The organism is Bradyrhizobium sp. 195 (genome assembly GCF_023101665.1).
Taxonomy (GTDB): Bacteria; Pseudomonadota; Alphaproteobacteria; order Rhizobiales; family Xanthobacteraceae; genus Bradyrhizobium.
This window is the reverse complement of the sequence record NZ_CP082161.1, coordinates 6421758-6447086: the sequence shown is the minus strand read 5'-3', so window position 1 is coordinate 6447086 and position 25329 is coordinate 6421758. Positions and strand designations below refer to the sequence as shown.

General features: G+C 65.2%; 21 protein-coding genes and 1 pseudogene. 13 read left to right on the top strand and 9 right to left on the bottom strand.

Annotation, left to right across the window (positions count from 1 at the left end; all coding sequences use genetic code 11):
- Positions 1-117: 117 nt before the first annotated feature.
- Positions 118-1224, bottom strand: a complete 1107-nt coding sequence (nadA, locus tag IVB26_RS30180) for a quinolinate synthase NadA (RefSeq protein WP_247968702.1) — start codon at positions 1222-1224, stop codon at positions 118-120.
- A gap of 332 nt (positions 1225-1556) precedes the next feature.
- Between nadA and IVB26_RS30175 the strand changes: the two genes are divergently transcribed.
- From IVB26_RS30175 to IVB26_RS30140, 8 genes and pseudogenes are all read left to right on the top strand, one after another.
- Positions 1557-2810, top strand: a complete 1254-nt coding sequence (locus IVB26_RS30175) for an MFS transporter (protein ID WP_247968701.1) — start codon at positions 1557-1559, stop codon at positions 2808-2810.
- A gap of 41 nt (positions 2811-2851) precedes the next feature.
- Complete coding sequence (gene acuI, locus IVB26_RS30170; RefSeq protein ID WP_247968700.1) at positions 2852-3838, top strand: acrylyl-CoA reductase (NADPH); 987 nt, start codon at positions 2852-2854, stop codon at positions 3836-3838.
- A 113-nt stretch (positions 3839-3951) separates the two neighbouring features.
- Positions 3952-4551 (top strand): hypothetical protein, encoded by a 600-nt coding sequence (locus IVB26_RS30165; protein ID WP_247968699.1) that lies wholly within the window; start codon positions 3952-3954, stop codon positions 4549-4551.
- Between the two features lie 164 nt (positions 4552-4715).
- The gene (locus tag IVB26_RS30160) at positions 4716-4949 is read left to right on the top strand and encodes a DUF6894 family protein (protein ID WP_247968698.1); all 234 of its coding nucleotides are present in this window, start codon (positions 4716-4718) and stop codon (positions 4947-4949) included.
- 213 nt (positions 4950-5162) lie between these two features.
- Positions 5163-6905: a methyl-accepting chemotaxis protein gene (locus IVB26_RS30155; protein ID WP_247968697.1), complete on the top strand. Its 1743-nt coding sequence runs from the start codon at positions 5163-5165 to the stop codon at positions 6903-6905.
- 204 nt (positions 6906-7109) lie between these two features.
- Positions 7110-8846, top strand: a complete 1737-nt coding sequence (locus tag IVB26_RS30150) for a methyl-accepting chemotaxis protein (protein ID WP_247968696.1) — start codon at positions 7110-7112, stop codon at positions 8844-8846.
- 171 nt (positions 8847-9017) lie between these two features.
- Positions 9018-9228, top strand: a pseudogene (locus IVB26_RS30145) (methyl-accepting chemotaxis protein); the annotation flags it as partial.
- Positions 9229-9478: 250 nt separating this feature from the next.
- The gene (locus IVB26_RS30140; RefSeq protein ID WP_247968695.1) at positions 9479-11167 is read left to right on the top strand and encodes a methyl-accepting chemotaxis protein; all 1689 of its coding nucleotides are present in this window, start codon (positions 9479-9481) and stop codon (positions 11165-11167) included.
- Positions 11168-11170: 3 nt separating this feature from the next.
- Here IVB26_RS30140 and IVB26_RS30135 read toward each other — a convergent pair whose 3' ends face one another.
- From IVB26_RS30135 to ygfZ, 6 genes are all read right to left on the bottom strand, one after another.
- Positions 11171-13882 carry a DUF2339 domain-containing protein gene (locus tag IVB26_RS30135; RefSeq protein WP_247968694.1) on the bottom strand — a complete coding sequence of 904 codons (2712 nt, stop codon included), beginning with the start codon at positions 13880-13882 and terminating at the stop codon, positions 11171-11173.
- A gap of 45 nt (positions 13883-13927) precedes the next feature.
- Positions 13928-14896: an NUDIX hydrolase gene (locus IVB26_RS30130; protein WP_246926625.1), complete on the bottom strand. Its 969-nt coding sequence runs from the start codon at positions 14894-14896 to the stop codon at positions 13928-13930.
- 196 nt (positions 14897-15092) lie between these two features.
- Positions 15093-15599, bottom strand: coding sequence for a tyrosine phosphatase family protein (locus tag IVB26_RS30125; RefSeq protein WP_247968693.1), 507 nt, complete (start codon positions 15597-15599; stop codon positions 15093-15095).
- Between the two features lie 142 nt (positions 15600-15741).
- Complete coding sequence (locus IVB26_RS30120) at positions 15742-16356, bottom strand: YfbR-like 5'-deoxynucleotidase (protein ID WP_247968692.1); 615 nt, start codon at positions 16354-16356, stop codon at positions 15742-15744.
- Positions 16353-16979, bottom strand: a complete 627-nt coding sequence (locus IVB26_RS30115; protein WP_247968691.1) for a DNA-3-methyladenine glycosylase I — start codon at positions 16977-16979, stop codon at positions 16353-16355. The genes IVB26_RS30120 and IVB26_RS30115 overlap by 4 nt, the downstream gene beginning before the upstream one ends.
- On the bottom strand, positions 16976-17857 hold the full coding sequence (gene ygfZ / locus IVB26_RS30110) for a CAF17-like 4Fe-4S cluster assembly/insertion protein YgfZ (protein WP_247968690.1): 882 nt from the start codon (positions 17855-17857) through the stop codon (positions 16976-16978). Before ygfZ ends, IVB26_RS30115 begins: the two co-directional genes overlap by 4 nt.
- Positions 17858-17958: 101 nt before the next feature.
- On the opposite strand from ygfZ, the gene IVB26_RS30105 reads away from it, so the two are divergent.
- The 5 genes from IVB26_RS30105 to IVB26_RS30085 all read left to right on the top strand — a co-directional run bounded on the left by IVB26_RS30105 (position 17959) and on the right by IVB26_RS30085 (position 22100).
- A complete protein-coding gene (locus tag IVB26_RS30105; protein WP_247319829.1) occupies positions 17959-19293 on the top strand; it encodes a dihydroorotase in 1335 nt (444 codons plus the stop codon).
- A gap of 156 nt (positions 19294-19449) precedes the next feature.
- Positions 19450-20319: a sulfurtransferase gene (locus tag IVB26_RS30100; protein WP_247968689.1), complete on the top strand. Its 870-nt coding sequence runs from the start codon at positions 19450-19452 to the stop codon at positions 20317-20319.
- Between the two features lie 107 nt (positions 20320-20426).
- A complete protein-coding gene (locus IVB26_RS30095) occupies positions 20427-21116 on the top strand; it encodes an RNA polymerase sigma factor (protein WP_247968688.1) in 690 nt (229 codons plus the stop codon).
- Positions 21117-21235: 119 nt separating this feature from the next.
- Positions 21236-21769: a DUF4142 domain-containing protein gene (locus tag IVB26_RS30090; RefSeq protein ID WP_247968687.1), complete on the top strand. Its 534-nt coding sequence runs from the start codon at positions 21236-21238 to the stop codon at positions 21767-21769.
- 13 nt (positions 21770-21782) lie between these two features.
- On the top strand, positions 21783-22100 hold the full coding sequence (locus tag IVB26_RS30085; RefSeq protein WP_247973307.1) for a cupredoxin domain-containing protein: 318 nt from the start codon (positions 21783-21785) through the stop codon (positions 22098-22100).
- Between the two features lie 38 nt (positions 22101-22138).
- Here the strand turns inward: IVB26_RS30085 and IVB26_RS30080 are convergent, their stop codons facing one another.
- Together IVB26_RS30080 and IVB26_RS30075 are read right to left on the bottom strand one after the other, a co-directional pair.
- Positions 22139-22414: a hypothetical protein gene (locus IVB26_RS30080; RefSeq protein WP_247968686.1), complete on the bottom strand. Its 276-nt coding sequence runs from the start codon at positions 22412-22414 to the stop codon at positions 22139-22141.
- A gap of 131 nt (positions 22415-22545) precedes the next feature.
- Positions 22546-25233 (bottom strand): flavin-containing monooxygenase, encoded by a 2688-nt coding sequence (locus tag IVB26_RS30075; RefSeq protein ID WP_247968685.1) that lies wholly within the window; start codon positions 25231-25233, stop codon positions 22546-22548.
- Positions 25234-25329 lie beyond the last annotated feature (96 nt).

The following is a 25329-nucleotide window of genomic DNA, read 5'->3' as shown; positions in this document are numbered from 1 at the left end:
GTCTTGCGAAGCTGTTTAACGTCGTTCTTCGCAACCACATCTCCCTGTGGTTATGGGTCCCGGATCTGCGCTGCGCTTGTCCGGGACGACATTGGTGTTTGCCGCTACATGTTGCCTTCAATTCTTCAGATTGATCATCCGCTCGACCGAACGCCGCGCACGCACGGCAAGCGCGGGATCGATCGTCACCTCATCGCGGAGCGTCAGCAGGCTCTCCAAGATGTTCGCGAGCGTGATGCGCTTCATGTGCGGGCAGAGATTGCAGGGACGCAGCATCTCCACGTCGGGCAGCTCGGCGCGGACATTGTCGGCCATCGAGCACTCCGTGATCATCACCAGCCGTCGCGGCCGCTTTTCGCGCACCCAGTTGATCATGTGCGCGGTCGAGCCGGTGAAGTCGGCTTCCGCCAGCACGTCCGGCGGGCACTCCGGATGCGCGATGATCTGCACCGAGGGATCGGCCTCGCGAAAGTCGCGCAGTTCTTTGCCGGTGAAGCGTTCGTGCACTTCGCAGGCGCCCTTCCAGGCGATGATCTTCATGTCGGTCTTCGAAGCCACGTAAGTTGCGAGATAGCGATCGGGCAGGAAGATCACGCTTCGAGCGCCCAGGCTCTCGACCACCTGCACCGCGTTCGACGAGGTGCAGCAGATGTCGACCTCGGCCTTCACCTCCGCCGAGGTGTTGACGTAGGCGACCACGGGCACGCCGGGAAATCTTTCGCGGAGCAGGCGGACGTCGGCGCCGGTGATGCTGGCGGCTAGCGAGCAGCCGGCGCGCATGTCGGGGATCAGCACCGTCTTGTCCGGGTTGAGCAGCTTTGACGTCTCCGCCATGAAGTGCACGCCGCACTGGACGATGATGCCGGCCTTCACCTTGGTTGCTTCGACGGCGAGCTGAAGTGAATCGCCGCCGATATCGGCGACGCAGTGGAATATCTCCGGGGACTGATAGTTGTGCGCGAGGATCACCGCGCCCCGCGCGCGCTTCAGCTCGTTGATCGCCTGGATCGTCGGCGCCATCAGCGGCCACTCGATCGGCGGGATCACATGCTTCACACGCTCATAGAGCGGCGCGGTGGCGCGCGCGACCTCCGGCGTCCATGCCAGCGAGGGCGTCGGCAGCGCGGGTCCCGTTCGTGCCGGCGCGGCACGGGGGGAGGCGGTGACTTGGCCCTGGGGCCGGTTGGCAAAGTCGTCGGGGCCGTAAATTCCAGCGATCGGCATCAAAAGCCTCCCTTGCATATCAGTTATACTCATATTGAGCATATATGAGGCCCAATTAATCTGGCCAGAAGGCCAGCACATCGAGGTCAAATATACTCAGTATGAGCAAATCAAAGATAACATGCTCTGCTGAAGATCGCCAGATTCTTCCGGCACACATTTCCGTCAAGCCCGGCTTGGCGGGTCGGCGAGGCCACACTGAAACGCAATGCTTTCGCGGCAGCTCCCCGTGGAATGCAACCGTTTTTGGCTTGGGGTTTTCATGCAAGTGCATTAAATGGCATGTTCGCGGCCGCCGCTTTGCCAGTCCGCCAAAGACAGACGAGGACAACATGTCGACATCAGCGGGCGAACTTGCTCCGGCCTCACGTTCCTCCAACTGGCGCACTCCGGCGGTCATCATTCTCTGCGGTTGTGCGATCGGCATGCTCGGCTTCGGTCCGCGCTCGGCGCTCGGCTTCTTCGTGCAGCCGATGAGTCACGAATTCTCCTGGGGCCGCGACGTGTTCGGTCTCGCGATTGCCGTGCAGAACCTGTTGTGGGGCTTGGGCCAGCCATTTGCCGGTGCGGTCGCCGATCGCTTCGGCCTGTTCCGGGTGATGTGCGTCGGCGCTCTGCTCTATGCCGGCGGCCTGCTGTTGATGCGCTACTCTTCGACGCCGTTGTCGCTCAACCTCGGTGCGGGCGTCATGGTCGGTTTTGGCCTTGCCGGCTGCTCGTTCAATCTGGTGCTGTCGGCGTTCACCAAGCTCCTGCCGGCCGAGAAGCGCGGCCTTGCGCTTGGTGCCGGCACGGCGGCGGGATCATTCGGGCAGTTCCTGTTCGCGCCGATCGGCGTCGCCTTGATCGACAATTTCGGCTGGCAGCAGGCGCTTTCCGTGTTCGGCTTCCTGATGTTGCTGATCATCCCGCTGTCGCTGGCGCTCTCGACGCCGCCGGTCGCACATGCGGCGACCGCGACGCCGGCGGATGATCAGACCTTCACCAAGGCGCTTGCCGAAGCCTTCGGCCACCGCTCTTATGTGCTGCTGGTGCTCGGCTTCTTCACCTGCGGATTCCAGCTCGCCTTCATCACCGTGCATCTGCCGGCCTTCCTGGTCGATCGCGGCATCACCGCGCAAACCGGCGGCTGGGTGATCGCGGCGATCGGCCTGTTCAACATCGTGGGCTCGCTAAGCGTCGGCTATCTCCAAAACTCGCTGCCGAAGCGCTACATCCTCTCGACCATCTACTTCACGCGTGCGCTGGCGACCCTCGCCTTTATCTCGTTCCCGATCACGCCGTTCTCGGCGATCGCATTCGGTGCGGTCTCCGGCCTGACCTGGCTGTCGACGGTGCCGCCGACCTCGGCGCTGGTGGCGCTGATGTTCGGCACCCGCTGGTTCGCAACGCTCTACGGCTTTGCCTTCGTCAGCCATCAGGTCGGCGGCTTCCTCGGCGTCTGGTTAGGGGGCATCGTCTTCGAGCGCTTCGGTTCCTACACGTCGATCTGGTGGCTCTCGATCCTGTTCGGTGTGCTCTCGGCGCTCATCAATCTTCCGATCGTCGAGAAACCCGTCGCACGGGCAGTTGCGCAGCCGGCCTGATCGGCTAAACATCCCGGTCAAACCAGTCAGGGAGTTCAGTCGTGGCCACATTCAAGGCGATCCGGATCGACAAGGCGGACAAGGGCACCACCGCCGCACTGACGCAGTTCGACGAAGCCGAGCTGATGGACGGCGACGTCACCGTCCGCGTCGAATGGTCGACGCTGAACTACAAGGACGGCCTTGCGCTCACCGGCAAGGCGCCGGTGGTGCGCCGCTTCCCGATGATCGCCGGCATCGACTTCGCCGGCACCGTCGAGCAATCCTCGCATCCGCAATGGAAGGCTGGCGACAAGGTCGTCTGCACCGGTTGGGGCATGGGCGAGACCCATCTCGGCGCCTATGCCGAGAAGGCGCGGGTGAAGGGCGACTGGCTGGTGGCCTTGCCGCAAGGCCTGTCGGCGCGCGATGCCATGGCGATCGGCACCGCCGGCTTCACCGCGATGCTCTCGGTGCTGGCACTGGAGAAGCACGGTCTCTCGCCGAAGAGCGGTCCCGTGGTGGTGACGGGTGCCGCCGGCGGCGTCGGCTCGGTCGCGATCGCCGTGCTTTCGAAGCTCGGTTACCACGTCATCGCCTCGACCGGCCGCGCCTCGGAGGCCGACTATCTGAAGCATCTGGGAGCGGCCGAAATCATCGACCGCAACGAATTGTCGACACCGGCCAAGCCGATTGCAAAGGAGCGCTGGGCGGGCGGCGTCGATAGCGTCGGCTCGACCACACTGGCGAATCTGCTGTCGATGACGAAATACGGCGGGGCAATTGCGGCCTGCGGCCTGGCCGCCGGCTTGGACCTGCCGTCGTCTGTCGCACCCTTCATTTTGCGCGGGGTGTGCCTTCTCGGCATCGATTCCGTGATGTGCCCGATCGAACCGCGGAAGGCCGCCTGGCAGCGCTTGGCGTCCGATCTGGATCGGACAAAACTAACTGAAATCACTCAGGAAATCCCGATCGACGAAGTTCCGCAATGGGGCGCGAAAATCCTGGCCGGCCAGGTCCGCGGCCGCATCGTGGTAAAAATTGTCTAACGGCGTTCAGACTTTACCAACCAAGCTGCTTCAATGTCGCCATGGTTAGTATGGTAAGCAGCGGGTAAAGAGATAAGGCATCGCCCGCTGCGGGGGTTGGTTCGGAGTTGAGCATGCTTGCGCGTATTGTGTTGGGGGCTGTCACGGCGGCAGCAACGTTTGCGCCGGCCATTGCCGGTAGCATGAACGCCGACGAGGCGCGTCGCTTCGTGGCCGGCAAAGTGTTTGCCTTCACCTGTTTCGACGGCACCCGCGGTGCAGGCCGCATCCTCGACGACCTCGGCGCCGCCGGTGCGGTGCAGTTCTCCGGCGCAGGCCCGGTGAAACATCTCCGCGTGCCCGGCAACACGCTCCAGATCCGCGGCCAGAACGTCTGCGCATCGATCAAGGGCATTCCGTTCGAGCCCTGTTTCAACCTCGAAAAGACCGATGATCGCAGCTTCCGCGGCTCGGTGTCGGGCATGGGCTTCGCCTATTGCGACTTCCATCACCAGGGCGGCAACCAGATGCTGATGGCCCGCGCCGCGGCCCGGCCGCGCTCGCTGCGCAGGTCGGAGCACACCGGTTCGGTCGGTCCGTCCAACACCGAGATTGCCGCGCGCGTGGAGACGCCGCGTGTCGAGAGCAGCCGGCTCGAGCCGGTGAAGTCGGACGCCAGGTCGGAGCCTGCCAAGAACGAGGGCCCGCTGGAGCTGCGCCGTTCGACCCAGTGAGACGGCCGCGCGCGTCAGCCCGCACAATTTTTCGTTGAAGACGTCTATCGAACACGAAGTCGCCGCGCCGTAGTCATACGGACGGCGGCTTTCATGCCTTGGTAGCTGTTCGCGCTCCAGTTTGCGTACGGCCGGGGGGCGCGGCCCGATAAAAGGGTTCAACGATGTCGCTGTACTTTTTCCGCATCAGCACCGGTCGCTATTCCGGCGCCGCCGACCAACCGTATGAGTTCGACGATCGCACAGCCGCCTGGACCGAGATGACCGAGGTCTGCGCCAACCTGCTCGGTGGCATCGCGCGCAGCCTGAAGCCGAACGCCGAGTGGTGCATGGAGCTGCTCGACGAAAACAAGCAGCCGGTCTTCCGCATTAGCCTCGTCGGCGAGAGCGTCCGCTGACGGCGCCGCCAAGCGAGGGCGCGTTAACGAATGCGATGCTTGCAAATCCGCGAGACTACGTTCCATTGCGCGTGAAACGTGTGGAATACAGAGTGCTGCGTAATTCTACCTAGCCTGCAGCGGTCGCACTTAACGTTAATGAGGTACTTCCAGTTTAGCTTCCCGGAGTTTTCGCGCTTGGTCGCGGCAAATGCGTATCCGGGGATATTTTCGATGACGTTCATTCAGAACCTGCGAATTGGCACCAAGCTCGCCATCACCTCCGCGCTGACCATCGGTCTCGTCGCGCTGATGATCTTCCTCCAGATGAGCGGAAATGCCGAAGTCCAGAAGCTCGGCAATGAAGCGTCGGGACAGCAGGCGATCGCGCAAAACGCCGCGGAAGCGAAGGCGTCGGTCCGGGGCATGCAGATCGGCATTCGCGATATCCTGATGGCGTCCACTCCGGCCGAGATGCAGAAGGCTGTCACCTATTTCAACGACCGGCAGACGGCGGCGCTGAAATTCTCCGGTGAGATGGCCAAGCTGTCGCGCTCGGCTGAAAATCACAAGCGGATCGATCGCCTGACCGCGCTGATCGGCGACTACGGGAAAGGTCAGCAGCAGATCGAGGCCGTCCGCAAGCAGGAACTCGCACTCGACGGGAAGAAGGACAGCGAAGCGTCGGCGCAGCTCGCAAAGTTCGCGTCTGAAGTCGATCGTACCCGCAAGGAGACGCTGGCGCCGATCAACGAAGAGATATCCGAGCTGGCAAACCAGATCACCGAATTCGCCAAGCAGAAGAGCCGCGAGGCGCGCGCCGAAGCGGAAGCCGAGGCCGTGTCGGTTGGCCGGACGTCGTTCGTCACCGGCGTGCTGGTCGCGCTGGTCCTGATCGGAACGTGCATCTTCTCCGTATTCAGCATCGCGCGGCCCATGCGCGCGCTGACGGTGGCGATGGAAAAGCTTGCCGGCGGCGATTTCTCGGTGGTGCTGCCCGGCCTCGGCCGCAAGGACGAGGTCGGCGAGGTCGCCGGTGCCGTGGAGAAATTCAAGGTCGTGTCGGAGCAGAAGGCGCGCGCGGAAGCGGACGCCAGGATGCGGCAGGATCAGATTGCGGCCGAGCAGCGCAAGGCCGAGATGTACAGGCTGGCCGACAGTTTCGAAGGCGCCGTCGGCGAGATCGTCGGGACGGTGTCGTCGGCCTCGACCGAGCTTGAGGGCTCCGCTACCACGTTGACGTCGACCGCCGAGCGTACACAAGAGCTCACCACCATGGTGGCGGCAGCATCGGAAGAAGCATCAACCAACGTGCAGTCGGTGGCATCCGCAACGGAGGAGCTTTCCTCCTCGATCACCGAGATCAGCCGGCAGGTGCAGGAATCCGCTCGCGTCGCCAGCGAGGCGGTCAGCCAGGCCCGCACCACGACGGACCGCGTCGGCGAATTGTCCAAGGCGGCGGCGCGCATCGGTGACGTGGTCGAGCTGATCAACACCATCGCCGGCCAGACCAATCTGCTGGCGCTAAATGCAACCATCGAGGCCGCTCGCGCCGGCGAGGCCGGACGCGGCTTTGCCGTCGTCGCCTCCGAGGTCAAGGCGCTCGCCGAGCAGACCGCGAAGGCGACCGGTGAGATCGGGCAGCAGATCGCCGGCATCCAATCCGCGACCGAGCAATCGGTTGGCGCGATCAGGGACATCAGCGACACTATCGAGAAGCTGTCGGAGATCTCTTCGACCATCGCGGCCGCCGTCGAGGAGCAGGGCGCGGCGACGCAGGAAATTTCCCGCAACGTGCAGCAGGCGGCGGCAGGCACTCATCAGGTGTCGTCCAACATCACCGACGTGCAGCGCGGCGCGAGCGAGACAGGCTCGGCGTCCTCGCAGGTGCTGTCCGCCGCGCAGATGCTGTCGGGCGACAGCAATCGCCTCAAGCTCGAGGTCAGCAAGTTTCTCGGCACCGTGCGCGCCGCCTGACGCTCCTATCAGTGCGTGTGATTAACCTCATGCGCGCGCGTACCGTGCTGGATTGCAAGGGGTTTTCGCGCTGACCCAGTATTTTTCCGGGGGCCGTTGTTAACCAATTCGGAATGGCAGTCGCTCACGTTTTGGGCAAGGGCGATCAACGCCAGGGCGGCCGACAATGATTTGGCTGCGAATTTCCCCAGGGGAAACGTGCCCATGTTGAGCCTTGCTCAGAATTTGCGGATCGCGACAAAGCTTGCGATCGCGTCGGCCTTCGCCATCCTGCTGGTCCTTTCCATGATAGCAAGCCAGCTTGTCGGCAACGGCGATGTGCGCCGTTCCAATCAGGCTGCATTCGCGCAACAGGAATTGGCGCGCGAGGCGGTGGAAGCCAAGCTTGCGGTGCGCAGCATGCAGCTCGCCGTCCGGGACATTCGGCTGGCCAACAACGCAGGCGAATTGCAGAAGGCGAGCGAGGCTCTCCTCGAACGACTTGGAACGTTGACCAAGCTTGCCGAAGCGATGTTGAAGCTGTCGCAGGTGTCCGAAAATCGGACGCGGATGGAGAAGCTCAAGAGTCTCGGTGCGAATTATGTCAAGGCGGCCCAGCAGGTGGCTGCGATCCGCGGCGAGGCAATTGCCGCGACGGGAGCGGATACGACTGCCCGTGTCGCGAAGCTCGTCGAAGAAGCGGCGCGTCTTACCCGCGAAGCGACGCTGCCGCTTGCGGCCGAAATGGATCAGATTGCCAGCCAGATCGCCGATCTTGCCAAACACAGGAGTGAAGACGAGATTGCCCTCTCTCTCAAGGAGATGGCGTCGAGCGAGCAAATCGGGATGACGGTCGGCGCATTCGCCATGCTCGTCCTCGTCGGCTCCTGGCTGATGTCCTTTCTGACCATCGCACGGCCGATTCGTGCGCTGACCGTAGCCATGGCCAAGCTCGCGGGCGGCGATTTCTCCGTGGTGCTGCCCGGTCTCGGCCGCAAGGACGAAGTCGGTGGCGTGGCTGCGGCCGTCGAAAAGTTCAAGGTCGTGTCCGAACAGAAGGCGCGTGAGGAGGCCGAGGCCAAGCTAAGGCAGGATCAGGCAGCAGCCACGCAGCGCAAGGCCGAGATGCATAGGCTCGCCGACGGCTTCGAAGCTGCGATCGGGGAGATTGTCGATACTGTGTCCTCGGCTGCGACCGAACTGGAAGCCTCGGCGTCGACGCTGACGTCGACTGCGGAGCGCGGTCAGGAGCTCACCACTGTGGTGGCTGCCGCCTCTGAAGAGGCGTCCACCAACGTGCAGTCGGTGGCCTCTGCGACAGAGGAGCTGTCGTCCTCGATCACGGAGATCAGCCGCCAGGTGCAGGAATCCGCGCGGGTCGCGAGTGAGGCGGTGAACCAGGCCCGCACCACGACGGATCGCGTCGGCGAGCTATCCGCAGCGGCAACGCGGATCGGCGACGTCGTCGAGTTGATCAACACCATCGCCGGCCAGACCAACCTGCTGGCACTCAACGCGACGATCGAGGCCGCGCGTGCCGGCGAGGCCGGGCGCGGCTTCGCCGTGGTCGCCTCCGAGGTCAAGGCGCTCGCCGAGCAGACTGCGAAGGCGACGGGTGAAATCGGGCAGCAGATCGCCAGCATCCAATCCGCGACCGAGCATTCGGTCGGCGCGATCAAGGACATCAGCCACACCATCGAGAAGCTGTCGGAGATCTCCTCGACCATCGCGGCCGCGGTGGAAGAGCAGGGCGCCGCAACGCAGGAAATTTCCCGCAACGTGCAGCAGGCGGCGGCAGGTACCCATCAGGTGTCCTCCAACATCACCGACGTGCAGCGCGGCGCGAGCGAGACAGGCTCGGCGTCCTCGCAGGTGCTGTCCGCCGCGCAGATGCTGTCCGGCGACAGCAATCGCCTCAAGCTCGAGGTCAGCAAGTTTCTCGGCACCGTGCGCGCCGCCTGACGGCTGCGTCCTTCAGGCCTGATCTGCAACCGTCGCGCGTGACTGCGCGGCGGTCGCGCGCGTTCGTATTTCGGCGTTGTGACCGTGCCCGCAGGGTTAACCTTCCAGGAAAGCGACGCGGTCATGATGCCCGCAATATTTCGGGCGCTGAGTCGCCCTTCGCGTCGAGGCCAAGCTGAAGGAGATCGACGATCCCAGGACGACATGCAGCGGCTCGCCGATACGTTCGAAGGCGCGGTCGGCGAGATCGTCGAGATGGTATCGTCGGCGGCGACCGAGCTCGAGGCGTCGTCGAACACGCTGACCCAGGCCGCCGAGCGCGGCAACGGGCTTGCCACGGCCGTGGCGACGGCCGGAGGAGGCGTCCGCCAATGTGCAATCAGGGTGGCCCACTCGCGCCACAGCACGCAGTAGCCGCGTGCAATAACAAACGATTGCATGGAAAATCACGGGGGCCGGGCCTCGCCCGTAGTTTTACGTAGGATCATGTTAACGCCTGCTTGCGATTATGGAGGGCAATCTTACGGGATAAGAACCAGCCAGCACTGTTGAACTGACCGCCGCACAGTCGTCCGTCGTGACGACTGGCGCAGGTGGCGTGCGCGTTGCTAGGCATCGTTGGGATTTGTGTGATGTCGAAGTTATCGATCGTGTTCAAGCTTCTGACCGTGTTGTCAGTTCTCGTTCTCTCGCTGGCCGGTGTCGGCGTGATGGCGATCGGCACCATGCAGAACATCAACGCCCACACGGTCGAGATTGCGCAGAGCTGGCTGCCGAGCGTGCGTGCGCTCGGCTCGATGCGTGCCGACATCAATGAGCTGCGCGTCGCGCTTCGTCTGCACCTGATGCAGGACACCGCCGAAGGCAAGGAAGCCGCCGAGAAGCGCCTCGCCTCGTTGCGTGAGCGCATCGAGAAGACGCGCAAGGTCTACGAGCCGCTGATCACGGTCGCTGAGGAACGCGCACTCTACGAGCAATGGAGCAAGGCCTGGGCCGAATATCTGAATGGTGTGCAGGAGACGATGGCGTTGTCGCGCAAGAGCGTCGGCCGCTTCCCCACCGACGCCAACGAGATGTTGCAGACCAAGGTCGCGAAGATGGCCCAGGCCGCCGATCCCCTGCTCCAGAAGGGCATAGAGCTCAACAACCAGGGCGCCGAGCTGGAGACGAAGCAGGCGGCCGACAGCTACGCCGCGATCTTCCGGATTCTGGTCGGCATCATCGTACTCTCCGTTGTGATCGCGATCGGCGCCGCCTACTATCTCGTGCGTGACGTGTCTCGCGGCATTGCCTCGATCATCCGTCCGATGCAGTCGCTCGGCGAGGGAGACCTTTCGGCCGAGGTGCCGCATCGCGGCGAGAAGACCGAGATCGGTTCGATGGCGGATGCGCTCCAGATCTTCAAGGAGGCGCTGATCGCCAAGAAGGCCGCCGACGAGACGGCGGCGCGCGACGCCGAGGCCAAGATCGAACGCGGCCGCCGTGTCGATGCGATCACCAGCAGGTTTGAAGCCATGATCGGCGAGGTGGTCGGCACGGTCTCCTCGGCCTCGACCGAGCTCGAGGCGTCGGCCTCGACGCTGACCGGCACCGCGCAACGCGGCAAGGAACTTGCGACCGTGGTTGCCGCTGCGTCCGAGGAGGCCTCCACCAACGTGCAGGCGGTCGCCTCCGCATCCGAAGAACTGTCGTCCTCCATCACCGAGATCAGCCGCCGCGTGCAGGATTCGGCGCGGATGGCGGCAGAAGCCGTCGAGCAAGCCGCGCGGACCAACGAGCGCGTCAACGCGCTGTCGCAGGCCGCGTCCCGCATCGGCGACGTGGTCGAACTCATCAACACCATCGCGGGCCAGACCAATTTGCTGGCCCTGAACGCCACCATCGAGGCGGCGCGCGCGGGCGAAGCCGGCCGCGGCTTCGCGGTCGTCGCGTCGGAAGTCAAGGCGTTGGCCGAGCAGACCGCCAAGGCGACTGGCGAGATCGGCGCGCAGGTGTCGGGCATCCAGGCCGCGACTCAGGAATCCGTCAGCGCCATCCAGGAGATCGGCGGCACCATCGAGCGGCTGTCCGAAGTGTCCGCAGCGATCGCCGCCGCCGTCGAGGAGCAGGGCGCCGCGACGCAGGAGATCTCGCGCAATGTCCAGCAGGCCTCGGTGGGCACGCAGGAGGTCTCGGCGAACATCACCGACGTGCAGCGCGGTGCGATCGAGACGGGCGAAGCCTCGGTCGAGGTGCTGTCGGCAGCGAAATCGCTGGCGACCGACAGCACGCGTCTCAAGGTCGAGGTCGCGCAGTTCCTGGAGTCGGTCCGCGCGGCCTGATCCTTACGCGCTCGTCTGCGGAGCCGGAGCCGGCGGCGGCGTGACCTGCCGCCGGAACAGGATGCGCTGGTAGAGCCAGCCGATCGCGACCAGCACGATGCCGAGGCACATGAACGACAGCGCCCGGTAGACGCCTGTTAGCGTCGACATGTCGATGACGAAAGCTTTGAGGATCGTCAGAGCGATGACCGCGGCCGACGCCAGCCGCGCGCGCTCGGAGTTGACGAGGATGCCGACGCCGAGCAACACCACGCCGAAGCCGAGCCAGCCGATCGAATAGGTATATTGCTCCGCCCCCGTGGTGCCGCCGTAGAGCAGGACCGGGCCGTGATAGAAGCGGCGGATCTCCAGCGTCACATAGCTGAGCGCGAACACCAGCGCGCCACCTGCGATCGTGTTGGCGTAGGCGACGGAGCGATGGCCCGCCACCGCATAGGACAGCAGCAGCATCAGCACCGACGGCAGAGCGTAGCCGAGCAGCAGCAGGTTGAAGACGAGGCCGCCGACATTGACGCCGGAGAACAGCAGCGGGTTCTCCAGGATCAAGAGGCCGAACACGCTGATGAACCCGGCAATCGCAGTGAGCACGACCGCGCCGACATTGTGCACGACGCTGTGGCTGCGCAGCCGCAGCCGCTCAAGCCCGATAGCCATCGCGAGCGTGATGCAGACTTGCAGCGCGAATTCGAGCAGCGACGGCGGCGAGGTCATCCGGCCATTGGTCGCAAAGTGCCGGATCTCCATGAAGGCGAGCAGCGCGGTGAACAATATCGCGGCGGTCTCGACCATGCGCAGCGGCGCATCGTCGGCGCGGCGGCGCAAGAAGATGCTCGCGCCCCAGAACGATGCCGCCGGCAGGCCGTAGCCCCAGAGCAGCCAATTGAAGATCGGCGTGGTGCCGACGGCATCGCCGACGATGCACGGATCATAGGCGATGCGCGCGGTGACGAGCCCCGCGAAGATGGCGGCGAGCCAACGCAGGAACGGGATCGGCCGCTGCAGCGAGATCCAGGCGGTGCCGAGCGACATCAGCGCGAGCGCGATGGTGAGCCAGCCCTTCTCCAGCGCGAAGGTAAGCGCCAGCGCCAGCGCGCCAAGCGTGCCGGTCGCGAATAGCGCCGTGGAGATCATGGTGCTCGGCCGGCCCTCGCGGCGCGTCAGAGCCTCGGTCGCGGCGCCGAAAGCCGCGGCGAGCAGCACCGCGAGGATCGCAAACGGGATCGAGCGGTCGAGATGGGCAACGCGCGCGTAGAGCGCAACCAGGATCGCGATCGGCGTTGCGACCGCCGTTGCCGACCACACCACCGGGATGATCGCCGAGTTCGAACGGCCCTGGGCGAGGAAGCCCGCGATGCCGAAGCCGGCGGCGAAGAGCGCGGCCGTCACCAGATGCAGCGTCACGGAGCTGTCGATCGCGGCGGGTCCGATTCCCGCCATGGGGCCGCCCGGCAACACCAGCATGTCCGGATTGGCGCGCACTGCCCATTCGGCGAACACGATGAACACGGTCGCCGCGGCTGCGCCGAGTGCACCGGTCGCCGCCGGCGCGCGCCAGGCGACGAACAGGGTTGCGCCGACGAGAAGCGCGAACGCGATCAGCGCAAGATCGGCATGCGCACTCGACAGCACGATCAGCATTGCACCGAACAAGTAGGCACCGAGCGAGCTCGATGACACCGGCTCGATCTCGCCGTCTTCGATCGTCGGGCCGAACATGAAGCCGCAGACGACGAGCAGTGCGGCCAGCACGAAACCCGCGATGACATGGAAGGCGTGTGGCGCGACCTGCAATTCTTCGGTGTCCAGGCCCGGGAAGATCCACAACACGGCGAAGGCGATCGTGGTCACCGCGAGCCAGCGCCATAGCCGGATGCGGGCGAGGCCGAAGCTCGCGGCGGTGACGACTGCGAGGTAAATATAGAGCGCCCAATAGTCCGGCTTGCCGCTGGAGACGAGAACCGGCGTCACGAAGGCGCCGACCACGCCGAGGCCGGCGAGCGCCGGCCCGTGCAGCAGCGCGGCGGCGAGCGTGCACATGGCCACGATGCCGAGCAGCACGAAGGCAGTGGCAGGCACGAGGAAGCCGTAGAGCGCATAGGCGGCATAGATGGTCGCGAATGCCACCGCCGTACCGGCCGCGGTGAGAATCGCGGGAATGTTGGCGATCGGCAGCGCCTGGATGTTGGAAATGCTCTCCTTGCGCCGCGACCACTCGCCGGCCCCGAGCAGCGCAGCTGCGAACAGGCCGCCCAGAAATACGCGTACGCCGGGGCCGAGGAGGCCGGCCTCGATTGAATAGCGCACCATGAAGAAGCCGCCGAGCGCGAGCGCAAGGCCACCGATCCACACCACCCAGCGGGTGCCAAGCTGCTCCTCGAAGCCCGGCGCAGGCGCGGGCAGTGGGGGCGGCGGCGCATCGGCCTCGGTGCCCGCTTCGAGCGGCGGGGGCGAAACAGCTTCGGTAACGAGCGGCGAGGCCGGTTCAGTTTCCGGCGCGAGCGGCGGCGGCTCCGCGGTATCAGTCGTGGTGGCGGGCGCCTGCTCCCAAACAGGTGTGAGCGGCGGCGGCTGCACCTGCCGCTGCGCGTGAAACATCTCTTCGAGCGAATTCAGTCGCCGGCGCAGCTCGGCCGCCTGGCCGGAGGCCTTGATCGCAATGAGGAACGCGGCGATGGCAATGAGCCACGCAAAGACGTCAAACGGGCCGTCGAACATGAAGCCTCCAGGCGATCGACGGGAGGCCGATCACGAAATCCTTGTCTAGCGCCGGGAGCGTACGCGCAAGCCCGGCGCGGGCCGCTCCTGAAGCACGTCGCGGCGGAAGCGGTAGAGCGCCGCCGGCCGTCCGCCCGTCTGTGTCGACATGACGCCGGTCGGTTCGACCAGGGCTTCCATTTCGACCAGGCGACGGAAATTCTGCTTGTGCAGGTGCCGGCCGGAAATCGCCTCGACCGTGTGCTGCAGTTCGGTAAGTGTGAATTCGGGCGGCAAAAGTTCAAAGACGACAGGACGATACTTCAGTTTTGCACGCAGCCGCGCGATCGCCGTGGCGAGAATCCGGCGGTGGTCGAACTGCATCGAGGTCCCGAGCGGGGGAAGCGTCTTGCGCGCTAATGCCGCAGGGCGGCCGTCGCGCCGCGCTTCCTCGACCAGCCCGGCCTCGTACAGGAGCTCGTAGCGGTCGAGCACGCGCTCCTCGTCCCAGGCCGCTCCGTCGAGGCCGAAGTAGAATCGCACGCGATCCTTGCGCGGCAGCGCGCGAATCGTCTCCGGCGTCTCCTCCGCGGCCCACTCGGTCAGCGCAGGAATGATGTCGCGGGCGATGATCGCGGGCGGCTCCTCGCGCCGGTCTTCCCAGGGAAAGAAGCGGTACCATGGCGCGAAGCTCGCCGCGTTTGCTGCAAGCTCGCCGTCCACCGCGCGCGTCAGTGCGAGATAACCGATCGACACCATATGCGCCCCGGTGTCGCCGGCCTCGGCATGGCGGCCGCGATCGCCGAAGGTGTAGAGCTGCTCGACGTAGCCGAGCCGCAATCCCGCCTGCTCCTCGACCCAGGCGCGCAGGCCGATCTCGAAGGTGCGGTGCGCGAGCGCATCGAACGGGCCGAACGGCAGGCCGGCAAGCCCGTCACTGCCGCGCGCGGTCAGGATCAGCGGCTCTTGGCCCGCGATCGCGACGATGGCCGCGGTCAGACCGATCTCGATCGGCGTCAGGAGCTTGTCGCTCATGCGGTGACGATCGCGGAATCGATTGCGACGGTCTCTCCGCGGACTCGCTGTAACCTCTCCCGCTTGCGGGAGAGGTCGGCGCGTAGCGCCGGGTGAGGGCTTTCTCCTCTTGGGGATCGTCCCGTTGCGGCGACACCCTCTCCCCAACCCTCTCCCGCAAGCGGGAGAGGGGGCGCACCTGCGATGTGGCGCCCAGTCATTCGATCTCGATCACGAAGGGACGGCCCTCGACCATCATCGCACCCGGGCCGATCTCGTCGAGCGCCCGCAGCATGCGGCCGTTGCGTCCGAGGGCACGGTCGGCAAGGCCGACGATGCGCCGGTTCGGCGAGGCGATCGGCGAGGCCGCGCGGATTTTCCTGGCGATATCGAGTTCGTCGCGATTTGGATTGAGTGCGCAGACCGCCGCGAACGCGCTCGCGGTAGAGCGGCTGATGCCGGCGTAGCAATGAACCACCAGCGGTGCGCTGCGGTCCCAGCTGCGCACGAAGTTCAGCACCTGATCGATATGCGTCTCGGACGGTGCGACGAAACCGTCCATCTCCTCGGTGATGTCGTCCATCGACACCTTGAGATGATTGGCCGGGAGCACCGATACTGGACGTGCCACCTGCTCGACATTGGCCATCACGGTCAGCACATGGCTGGCCCCGGTGAGGCGGACGGTTTCGGGAAGCGCGGCGAGGGAACAGACGTGGATCATGGCGGACCTTTTTGGCGGCGATTATAGCCGGTGCCGTAGGGTGGGCAAAGGCGCATCGCGCCGTGCCCACCATTTCGCGCCGCGCGCATCGCTTAGTTTGGTGGGCACGCTTCGCTTTGCCCACCCTACGAAGGGACGACGCTCACGCGAACACCGCGCCAAACCGCTCCAGAAACTGCTTCTCCGCCCGGGCCGCCGTCCAGGGCGTCAGATAGTCGCGCCGGACGCTGTCGGAGAGCCCGGGATCCTTGCCGAACAGGCGCTTCGCCTCGGGCTCTTCGAAGCCGGCAAGCGCGGTCGCCTCCAGATAGGCCGCGCCGCGATCGGCGGCCTTGATAGCCAGCGTGATCTCCTCCGGCAGCTCCGGCGGCAGGCCGAAGCGGACGTGGATGGCGCCGAGCAGGCGCTTCTCGACCGCCTTGTAATGGCCGTCGAGCACGGCCTTGAACGGCGAGATCATGTCGCCGATCACATATTCGGGCGCATCGTGCAGCAGCGCGGCGAGCCGCATGCGCCGATCGACACGCGGCATCTCGTGCCGCAGCACGGCTTCAACCAGCAGCGTATGCTGCGCGACCGAGAAGATATGCGCGCCTGTCGTCTGCCCGTTCCAGCGCGCGACGCGCGCGAGGCCGTGCGCGATGTCGGCGATCTCGACGTCGAGCGGCGAGGGATCGAGCAGATCGAGCCGCCGGCCCGACAGCATGCGCTGCCAGGCGCGGGATTGCGCAACGGGCGCCGTCTTCTTCGTGGTCATTTTGCCTTGAGGCGCGGCTTGCGCTGCGTCTTGCCGCAGATCGCGTGACAATGGCAGTCGACGAGGTGGTCGTTGACCATGCCGGTCGCCTCCATGAAGGCATAGACGATGGTCGGGCCGACGAATTTGAAGCCGCGCGAGGACAGCTCTTTCGAGATCTGCACCGACAATGGTGTCGAGGCCGGCACGCTCGCGGTGGACTTGAACTGGTTGACCTTGGGTCGTCCGTCCATGAAGTCCCACAGCAGCTTCGAGAAGCCTGGCCCCTTCTCCATGATGTCGAGATAGGACTTCGCGCTCATTATCGCGCCGTCGATCTTGGCCTTGTTGCGAACGATGCCGGCATCGTTCATCAGCGCGTGAATCTTCTTCTCGTTGTAGCGCGCAATCTTCTCCGGCTGGAAATCGTCGAAGGCTTTGCGGAAATTGTCGCGCTTGCGCAAAATCGTGATCCAGGACAGGCCGGCCTGGAAACCGTCGAGGATCAGTTTTTCGTACAGCGCGCGGTCGTCATATTCCGGCACACCCCATTCGGTGTCGTGATAGGCGACATAGAGCGGATCTTCACCGGGCCAGGGGCAGCGGGACTTTCCATCGGGATGCAGGCGGGGGGCGCGGCTCATGCGGTGGGCTGCTTGGCTGGAATGCGAACGACGTCCGGTTCGGCGAGCGTCAAAGCAAGCCCCCCGGCGGTGAGGGGCTGACCGGCGTCGAGCGCGTCCGCGACACGGTCGATGCGCACCAGCGCAATGCCCTTGCCGCCGGAGGTAGAGCCGATGGTGCCGACCGGCTTGTCGCCGGCGAGAATGGTCGCGCCGGCCTCGGGCGAGGGACCATCGAGTAGCACCTTGACGCTGCGGGTGCGCGCGGTGCCGCGATGCTGCATGCGCGAGACGACCTCCTGGCCGACATAGCAGCCCTTGTCGAAATCGACGCCGGCAAGGCGGTCCATGTTGGTCTCGTGCGGGAACGCGTCGCTGTACATGAAATCGAGCCCGCCGCGCGGCACGCCGAGCGCGATGCGGTGCGCCTCGTATTCGGTCGCATCGACCAGTTCGGCCCCGATCAGATCAGACAGCTTCTGCTTGAGATCTTCAGGGATCAGGATGCGAACGCCGAGGCCGTCATTGCGCGGGTCGTTGAAGGCGAGGTCCGGCTGGGCCGCAGGCTGGCCGTCCCAGGCGGCAAGCACGCCGAGATCGCCGGAAAGGTTTTCCACCGTGACCTTGGCGCGCAACTTGTAGAATTTCAGCTTGGTGGCGAGGCTATCTGCCAGCGCTTTCGGGCAGTCGATCAGGAACCCGCCGCCGTGACCCGCGGGCGCTTCCGTGATCAGGAAATCCACGATGATCTTGCCCTGCGGCGTCAGCAGCGCGCCGAATCGGCCCAGGCCCGGTTTCAGCCTGTCGATGTCGGTCGTGACAAGGCCGTTGAGGAAGTTGCGCGCATCCTCGCCCGCGACCTTGACCACGCCCCGGTCGGGAAGAAACGCTGATTTCATACGAAAATCTCTTGCGACATGTTGCTTCGGAACGTAAGCCCGCGAGGCATAAACGACAAGACCTCGAGCCCTGCGCTTGGGGATGAGAGAGGCCTTCAGCCATGACCCAGCGTTTCGACGTGATCCTCAAAGGCGGCACCGTCGTCAACCAGGACGGCGAGGGTGTTCGCGATATCGGCATCACGGGCGGCCGGATCGCCGAACTGGGCCCGCTGTCGCAGGCCTCGGCCGCGGAGGTGATCGACTGCAAGGGCCTGCACATCCTGCCCGGCGTCATGGATACGCAGGTGCATTTCCGCGAGCCCGGCCTGGAGCAGAAGGAAGACCTCGAGACCGGCTCGCGCAGCGCCGTGATGGGCGGTGTCACCGCCGTGTTCGAGATGCCGAACACGTCTCCGTTGACGGTGACGGAAGCCACTTTCACCGACAAGGTGAAGCGCGCCCATCACCGCATGCATTGCGATTTCGCCTTCTTCATCGGCGGCACTCGCGAGAACGTACAGGATTTGCCGGTGCTCGAGCGCGCGCCGGGCTGCGCGGGCGTCAAGGTGTTCATCGGCTCCTCGACCGGCGCGCTGCTGGTGGAGGACGACGAGAGCCTGCGCCGTATCTTCCAGGTGATCCGCCGCCGCGCCGCGTTCCACGCCGAGGACGAGTACCGCCTCAACGATCGCAAATCGCTGCGCATCGAGGGCGATCCGCGCTCGCATCCGGTGTGGCGCGACGAGACCGCGGCACTGATGGCGACGCAGCGCCTCGTCAAGCTCGCGCATGAGACCGGCAAGCGCATCCACGTGCTGCACATCTCGACCAAAGAAGAGATCGAGTTCCTGCGCGATCACAAGGACGTCGCCTCCTGCGAGGCGACGCCGCATCACCTCACGCTGGTCGCGCCCGAATGCTACGAGCGGCTCGGCACGCTGGCGCAGATGAACCCGCCGGTGCGCGGAGCCGATCATCGCGCCGGCATCTGGCGTGGCATCGAGCAGGGCATCATCGACGTGCTCGGCTCCGACCACGCCCCGCATACGCTGGAGGAGAAGCAGAAGACCTATCCGGCTTCGCCCTCCGGCATGACCGGCGTCCAGACGCTGGTGCCGCTGATGCTCGATCACGTCAACGCGGGTCGGCTCTCTCTGGCGCGCTTCGTCGATCTCACCAGCGCCGGCCCAGCGCGCCTCTACAACATGGCCTGCAAGGGCCGCATCGCCGCCGGCTACGACGCCGACTTCACGGTCGTTGATCTCAAGCGCAGCGAGACCATCACCAACAAATGGGTGGCGTCCAAGGCCGGCTGGACCCCCTATGACGGCGTCCGCGTGACAGGGTGGCCCGTCGGCACCTTCATCCGCGGCCGCCGCGTGATGTGGCAGGGCGAGCTGGTGACGGCCTCGCAAGGCGAGCCGGTGCGGTTTCTGGAGACGTTGAAGCAGTAAGGGGCTTCTATCCGAGGACGAACGCACCATCCCCGTCATTGCGAGCGCAGCGAAGCAATCTAGAGTCCCTCCACGGAAAAATTCTGGATTGCTTCGCTGCGCTCGCAATGACGAGGGGAGAGGCTTACACTCCCTCTCGAACGGGAGAGTAGTCCAATGTCCCAGTCAATCGCCCTCATCACCACCGGGCAGCTCGCCGCCATCCTCGGCGATCCCAATTTGCGCCTCTACGACTGCACGACCTATAACGAGCCTGTTCCGCCCGGCAGCGACGTGCCGTATCGCGCGGTGCCCGGCGACAAGACCTTCGCGGCCGGCCACATTCCCGGTGCCGATTTCCTCGACCTCCAGGGCGAGTTCTCCGACACCTCGGCGCAACAATTCTTCATGATGCCCGGCGTGGCCCAGCTCGAGGCCGCGTTCGGCCGCCATGGCCTCGACGCAAGCAAGACCATCGTGCTCTACAGCATCGGCACGATGATGTGGGCGACGAGGTTCTGGTGGATGCTGCGCTCGCTCGGCGTCGATGCGCAGGTGCTCGACGGCGGCTTCGACAAATGGAAGGAGGAGGGGCGGCCGGTCGAGACAGGCGCACCGAAGGGGTATCCGGCGACGATCTTCAAGGCCGCGCCGCGCGCGGGCTTCTTCGTCGACAAAAACACCGTCAAGACCCGGATCGGCGATTCCGCGACGGTCACCGTCAACGCGCTGGGGCCGCAGTTTCATCGCGGCCTCGAGCCGAGCCGCTACGGCCGGCCGGGCCGCGTTCCCGGCAGCGTCAACGTATCAGCCGCAACGCTCGTCAATGCCGACAAGACCCTGACGACGCTTGCCGACGCCGAAGCCAAATTCACTGCTGCAGGCGTCACGCGCGACAAGAATGTGATCTGCTATTGCGGCGGCGGCATCTCGGCGACGATCGACCTGTTCCTGCTGACGCAGCTCGGCTACGACAAGCTGACGCTCTACGACGCCTCGATGGGGGAATGGGCGAGGGACCCGGAACTGCCGATCGAGACGGATTAGCTCTTACCCTCCCCTGGAGGGCCCCTCCAGGGGAGGGTAAGAAAATCGGGAACCTTTCGTCTGGGCCTGCATCCAATGTCCGAAACCAATGGAGCGAGGTGCCCGCCATGCCAGGGACCGCAGCCGGCCTGTCCGCCGGCGTCAGGATATCGGAATCCGAGCTGATCGACCGCGCGCGGCGCCGGGATGAAGCCGCATTGCGCGAGATCATGCAGGCCAACAACCGCAGGCTCTACAGGCTCGCCCGCGGTATCCTGCGCAGCGATAGTGAGGCCGAGGACGTGGTGCAGGAAACCTACATCCGCGCATTCACACATCTCGACGACTTTCTTGGTGCGTCGGCACTGTCGACGTGGTTGTCGCGCATCGCCATCAACCAAGCGCTCGGACGCGCACGCGCTCGGAAACCGCAGGTCGAGCTGGGATCGCTGCCGGAGGCAACGCTCGAAGCGCAAATCATCCAGTTTCCCCTTTCGTCCGCCGCAACTGATCCGGAAAAATCCATGGCTCAACGCGAGATCCAGCGCGTCGTCGAACACGCGGTCGATGAATTGCCCGACGCCTACCGCATGGTCTTCATCGCGCGGGTGATGGAGGGGATGAGCATGGAGGAGACGGCCGAGCTGCTCGGTATCAAGCCCGAGACCGTGAAGACGCGGCTGCACCGTGCGCGCACCCTGCTGCGCGAGAACGTCGAGAAGAAGATCGGCCCCGTCGTGATGGATGCATTTCCGTTCGCCGGCCAGCGCTGCGAGCGGCTGACGGAGGCCGTGCTCAGGCGCCTTGGTGTGAGTTGATCGGCATCGGCTGATTGGCGTCGGCTGAAATTTTTCGGGAACGTTTGCGCGAAACTCCCATCCAACTCCTGTGAAGCAACGCGCCGGCCAACCGTCCGGCAGCACAGGAGTGTCAAACCATGTTGATCCGATGGAGCGCGGCGGTCGCCGCAGCAATTCTGTTGTCGAGCCCCGCGCTGCTGCAAGGCGCCAGCGCGGCCGACAAACCCTCCGATCCGCAGATCGCTCACATCGCCTACACCGCCGGCGTGATCGACATCAACGCGGCCAAACAGGCGCAGAAGAAGGCCAAGAGCAAGGATGTGAAAGCGTTCGCGGAGGACATGCTGCGCGACCACGAGACGGTCAACAAGCAGGCGCTCGCGCTGGTCAAGAAGCTGAACGTCACGCCGGAGGACAACGACACCAGCAAGGCGCTGTCCAAGCAGGCGAGCGACAAGCTGGCCGAGCTCGACAAGCTGGACGGCGCGGCGTTCGACAAGGCCTATGTCGCCAACGAGGTCGCCTACCACAAGGCGGTCAACGGCGCGCTGGAGACCCAGCTGATTCCGTCCGCGAACAATGCCGAGCTGAAGAGCCTGCTGCAAACCGGTCTGAAGATTTTCCAGGGCCATCAGCAACACGCCGAGCACGTCGCGGCCGAGCTGAAATAAGGAGGGTGCGATGATGTCGGGGCGGCCAGTTTCGATCGCTATCGCGCTTGTCTTCGCGGCGATGGTCGTCCCGGCACACGCCGCGACCATCGAGATCACGATGGGGAATCTCGAGATATCTCCGGCTGATGTGTCTGCGAGGGTCGGCGACACCATCAGCTGGATCAACAAGGACGTCTTCGCACACACCGCCACCGCGAGGAACGGCGACTTCGACGTGACACTGCCGCCGAAGAAATCGGCGACATCAGTTCTGAAGAAGGCGGGAACGGTCGATTATTACTGCCGCTATCATCCCAACATGAAAGCGACGCTCAAGATCGAGCCGTGAGGAGGGGCACGACCCCTGCGCTCACTCGCCTTCCGGGACTATCGGAGAAATTCTCTCCAGCGCGACAGTTCGATGATGTGTTCGGACGAGAGAATGCCCGTCACGAGTGGCGGCTGCGCCACTGTTCGAATCTCATAGAGATGCCGGGTCGCCGCCGGCTTCTCCATGAAGACCGAGATGCACTCATCAAGAGTGCCTTCGCTTATCTGATACGGCTCCCGGTCCGGCCGGCGCTGGTTCGCAAGCGAGGGCCATTTATGCAGCGCGGCAAGCGCACCGAAATCGACCTTTGAATCCGCAACACCGTCCCCCATCGCTTCGCCTCACGCAAAAAATGCCCCGGCACGCGAATCTACGTGCCGGGGCCTACACCTGTCGCTGCATCTCAATGCCACGGACCTGCAACGCGGCAGCCGGGAAAAGGTTCCCGGCCGGCCTGTCGTTGTCAGCTCGCGGCCGCCGCGATCCTGTGCCCCGGGCTGGCCTGACCTTGGCCGTGCTCGTCACTGCTGCTGATTTCCAGCGGGAGCCCGGCGAAGCGTCGCAAGGCTTCCGCCATCTGTCCCCGGCCCGGCGCGCCGGTGATCACCACATCGACCATGGTGAACGACGAGTGGAAATGGCCGTGCGCCCTGAGCTGCTCGACCGGGACGCCTGCGGCCGCCATGGCCTCGGAATAAGCGATACCTTCGTCGCGCAAGGGATCGAACTCGCAGGTCACCACGAGAGCCGGCGGCAAGCCGGCTACCTTGCCGCGGAGTGGCGAGACGCGCGGATCGGTGCGGTCCGCCGGCGAGCAGTAGAGGTCCCAGAACCAGTACATCAGCGAGCGCGTCAGGAAGTAGCCCGTCGCATTGTCGTTGTAGGAGGGGCGGTCGAAGGTGCAGTCGGTGACCGGGCAGATCAGGAGCTGGCCGGCGATCTCGGGCCCGCCACGGTCGCGCGCGAGCTGGCAGGTGACGGCGGCGATGTTGCCGCCGGCGCTCCAGCCCGCAACCAGCACCGGGCCCGGCCTGCCGCCGAGTTCAGTGGCGTGCTCGGCGATCCAGCGGGTTGCCGCATAGCCGTCTTCGGCCGCGGTCGGGAAGCGATGCTCCGGCGCATGACGATAGCCGACGCTGACGAACATCATGCCGGTCCGCCGCACCATGTCGCGGCAGAACGGCTCGTCCGACTGCTCGTCGCCGAGCACCCATCCGCCGCCGTGGAAATAGACCACGATCGGATGTGGTCCCGGCGTGGCCGGCTTGTAGACGCGGTAGGGCAGCGCGCCGTCGATGACGGGCAGGGTGCCGTCGGCAATGTCGCCGATCGGCCGCCCGGCGGGCCGGCCTTTGTTGAACTCGTCCACGAAGGCGCGGGCGCCGAGCGCGCCCATCGACTCGATCGGCGGCAGGTTCAGCGACGCCAGCAGGTTGAGCACCAGCCGCACGTCCGGCTGCAGGCGCACCACCTCGCCGTCATTGCATTGCTCCGTGCCGCCAGGGCCGGTGAGCTTGAAGCCCAGCATGCCGCGGCTGACCACCTCGTCGCAGATGCTTCGATAGGGGCCGACGCCGCCGGTATAGGGCATCAGGCCCTGCACCTTGCCGGGCACGTTGGCGCCCGTGTACCAGGTGTTGGCGAGCCGGTGCAGCGTCAGCGTCGAACAGTCGGCCATGTGTCGGGCCCAGCCGGCCTGCGCCGTCTCGGTCGGCTCCATCGTGGTGAAGCCGGCATCGCGCAGCGCGGCCAGGCGGTCGACCACCCAATCGACATGCTGCTCGATCGACACCGCCATGTTGGACAGCACCGACGGGCTGCCGGGACCGGTGATCATGAAGAAGTTCGGGAAGCCCTCGACCGTGAGCCCGAGATAGGTCTGCGGCCCCTGCGCCCAGACGTCGGTGAGCGACTTGCCGCCGCGTCCAGTGATCGGATGCACGGCGCGGATCGCGCCGGTCATGGCATCGAACCCGGTCGCAAACACGATGACATCGACGTCGATGCTGCGGCCGTTCGTGGAGATCCCGCTCGCCGTGATCGCCTTGATCGGCTCCTGGCGCAGATTGACCAGCGTGACGTTCGGCCGGTTGTAGGTCGCGTAGTAATTCGTATCGAGGCAGGGGCGCTTGGCGCCGAAGGGGTGGTCGTGCGGCGTGAGCGCCGCGGCGGTCTCGGGATCCCTGACGGCGGCGCGGATCTTCTCGCGGATCAGGTCCTGGACGATCTTGTTGCCGTCGATGTCGACAGCCTGGTCGGCCCAGAGCTGCGTCAGGATGTGGATGAGGTCGCCGGCTGCCCAGGCACGTTCGAACCGCTCACGACGCTCGGCATCACTCAATTGCCAGCTCACGACCGTCTGCTGCGGATAGGGCACGCCGGTCATCGACTGGCGCGCCTGCTCGCGATAGGCCGCGCGATCGCCTTGCAGCAGGCTCATGCGGTCGGATGGTGCCGGGCCGTTATGCGCCGGCAGCGCGAAGTTCGGAGTGCGCTGGAACACGGTCAGATGCGCGGCCTGCTCGGCGATCAGCGGGATCGACTGGATGGCCGACGAGCCCGTGCCGATCACGGCGACGCGCTTTCCCGCGAGGTTGACGCCGTCATGCGGCCAGCGTCCGGTGAAATAGACCTCGCCTTCGAAATCCTTGACGCCGTCGATCTCCGGCGGCTTTGGCGCCGAAAGGCAGCCGGTCGCCATGATGTAGTGACGGCAGGAGACCGGCGCGCCGTTGTCGGTAGTCAGCTGCCAACGCTCGGCCTTCTCGTCCCATTTGGCTTCGGTGACCTTGGTCCCGAAGCGGATGTCGCGCCTGAGGTCGTAGCGGTCGGCGACGAAGCCGAAATAGCGCAGGATCTCGGGCTGGGTCGCGTATTTCTCCGACCAGGTCCAGGCGGTCTCGAGCTCGGGATCGAAGGTGTAGCTGTAGTCGATGGTCTGGATGTCGCAGCGGGCGCCCGGATAGCGGTTCCAGTACCAGGTGCCACCGACGTCGCCGGCCTCTTCGAGGGCGACCGCCTTGAAGCCGGCCTTGCGCAGGCGATGTAGAAGATAGAGGCCGGCAAATCCGGCGCCTACCACGGCAACATCGACCTGCTGGGCAGTTCCGCGCTCGTCGGAGGCACGTGTAGCAACCATTGCGTCAGGCATCGCATTCCTCCCGTGTGTTTTGTTTTGCCGGCAGGCTATCGCCGCAGGTTCAGCTTGTCATCACAGCAAGTGCAATCTTCGGTGGTCGTTTGGGGC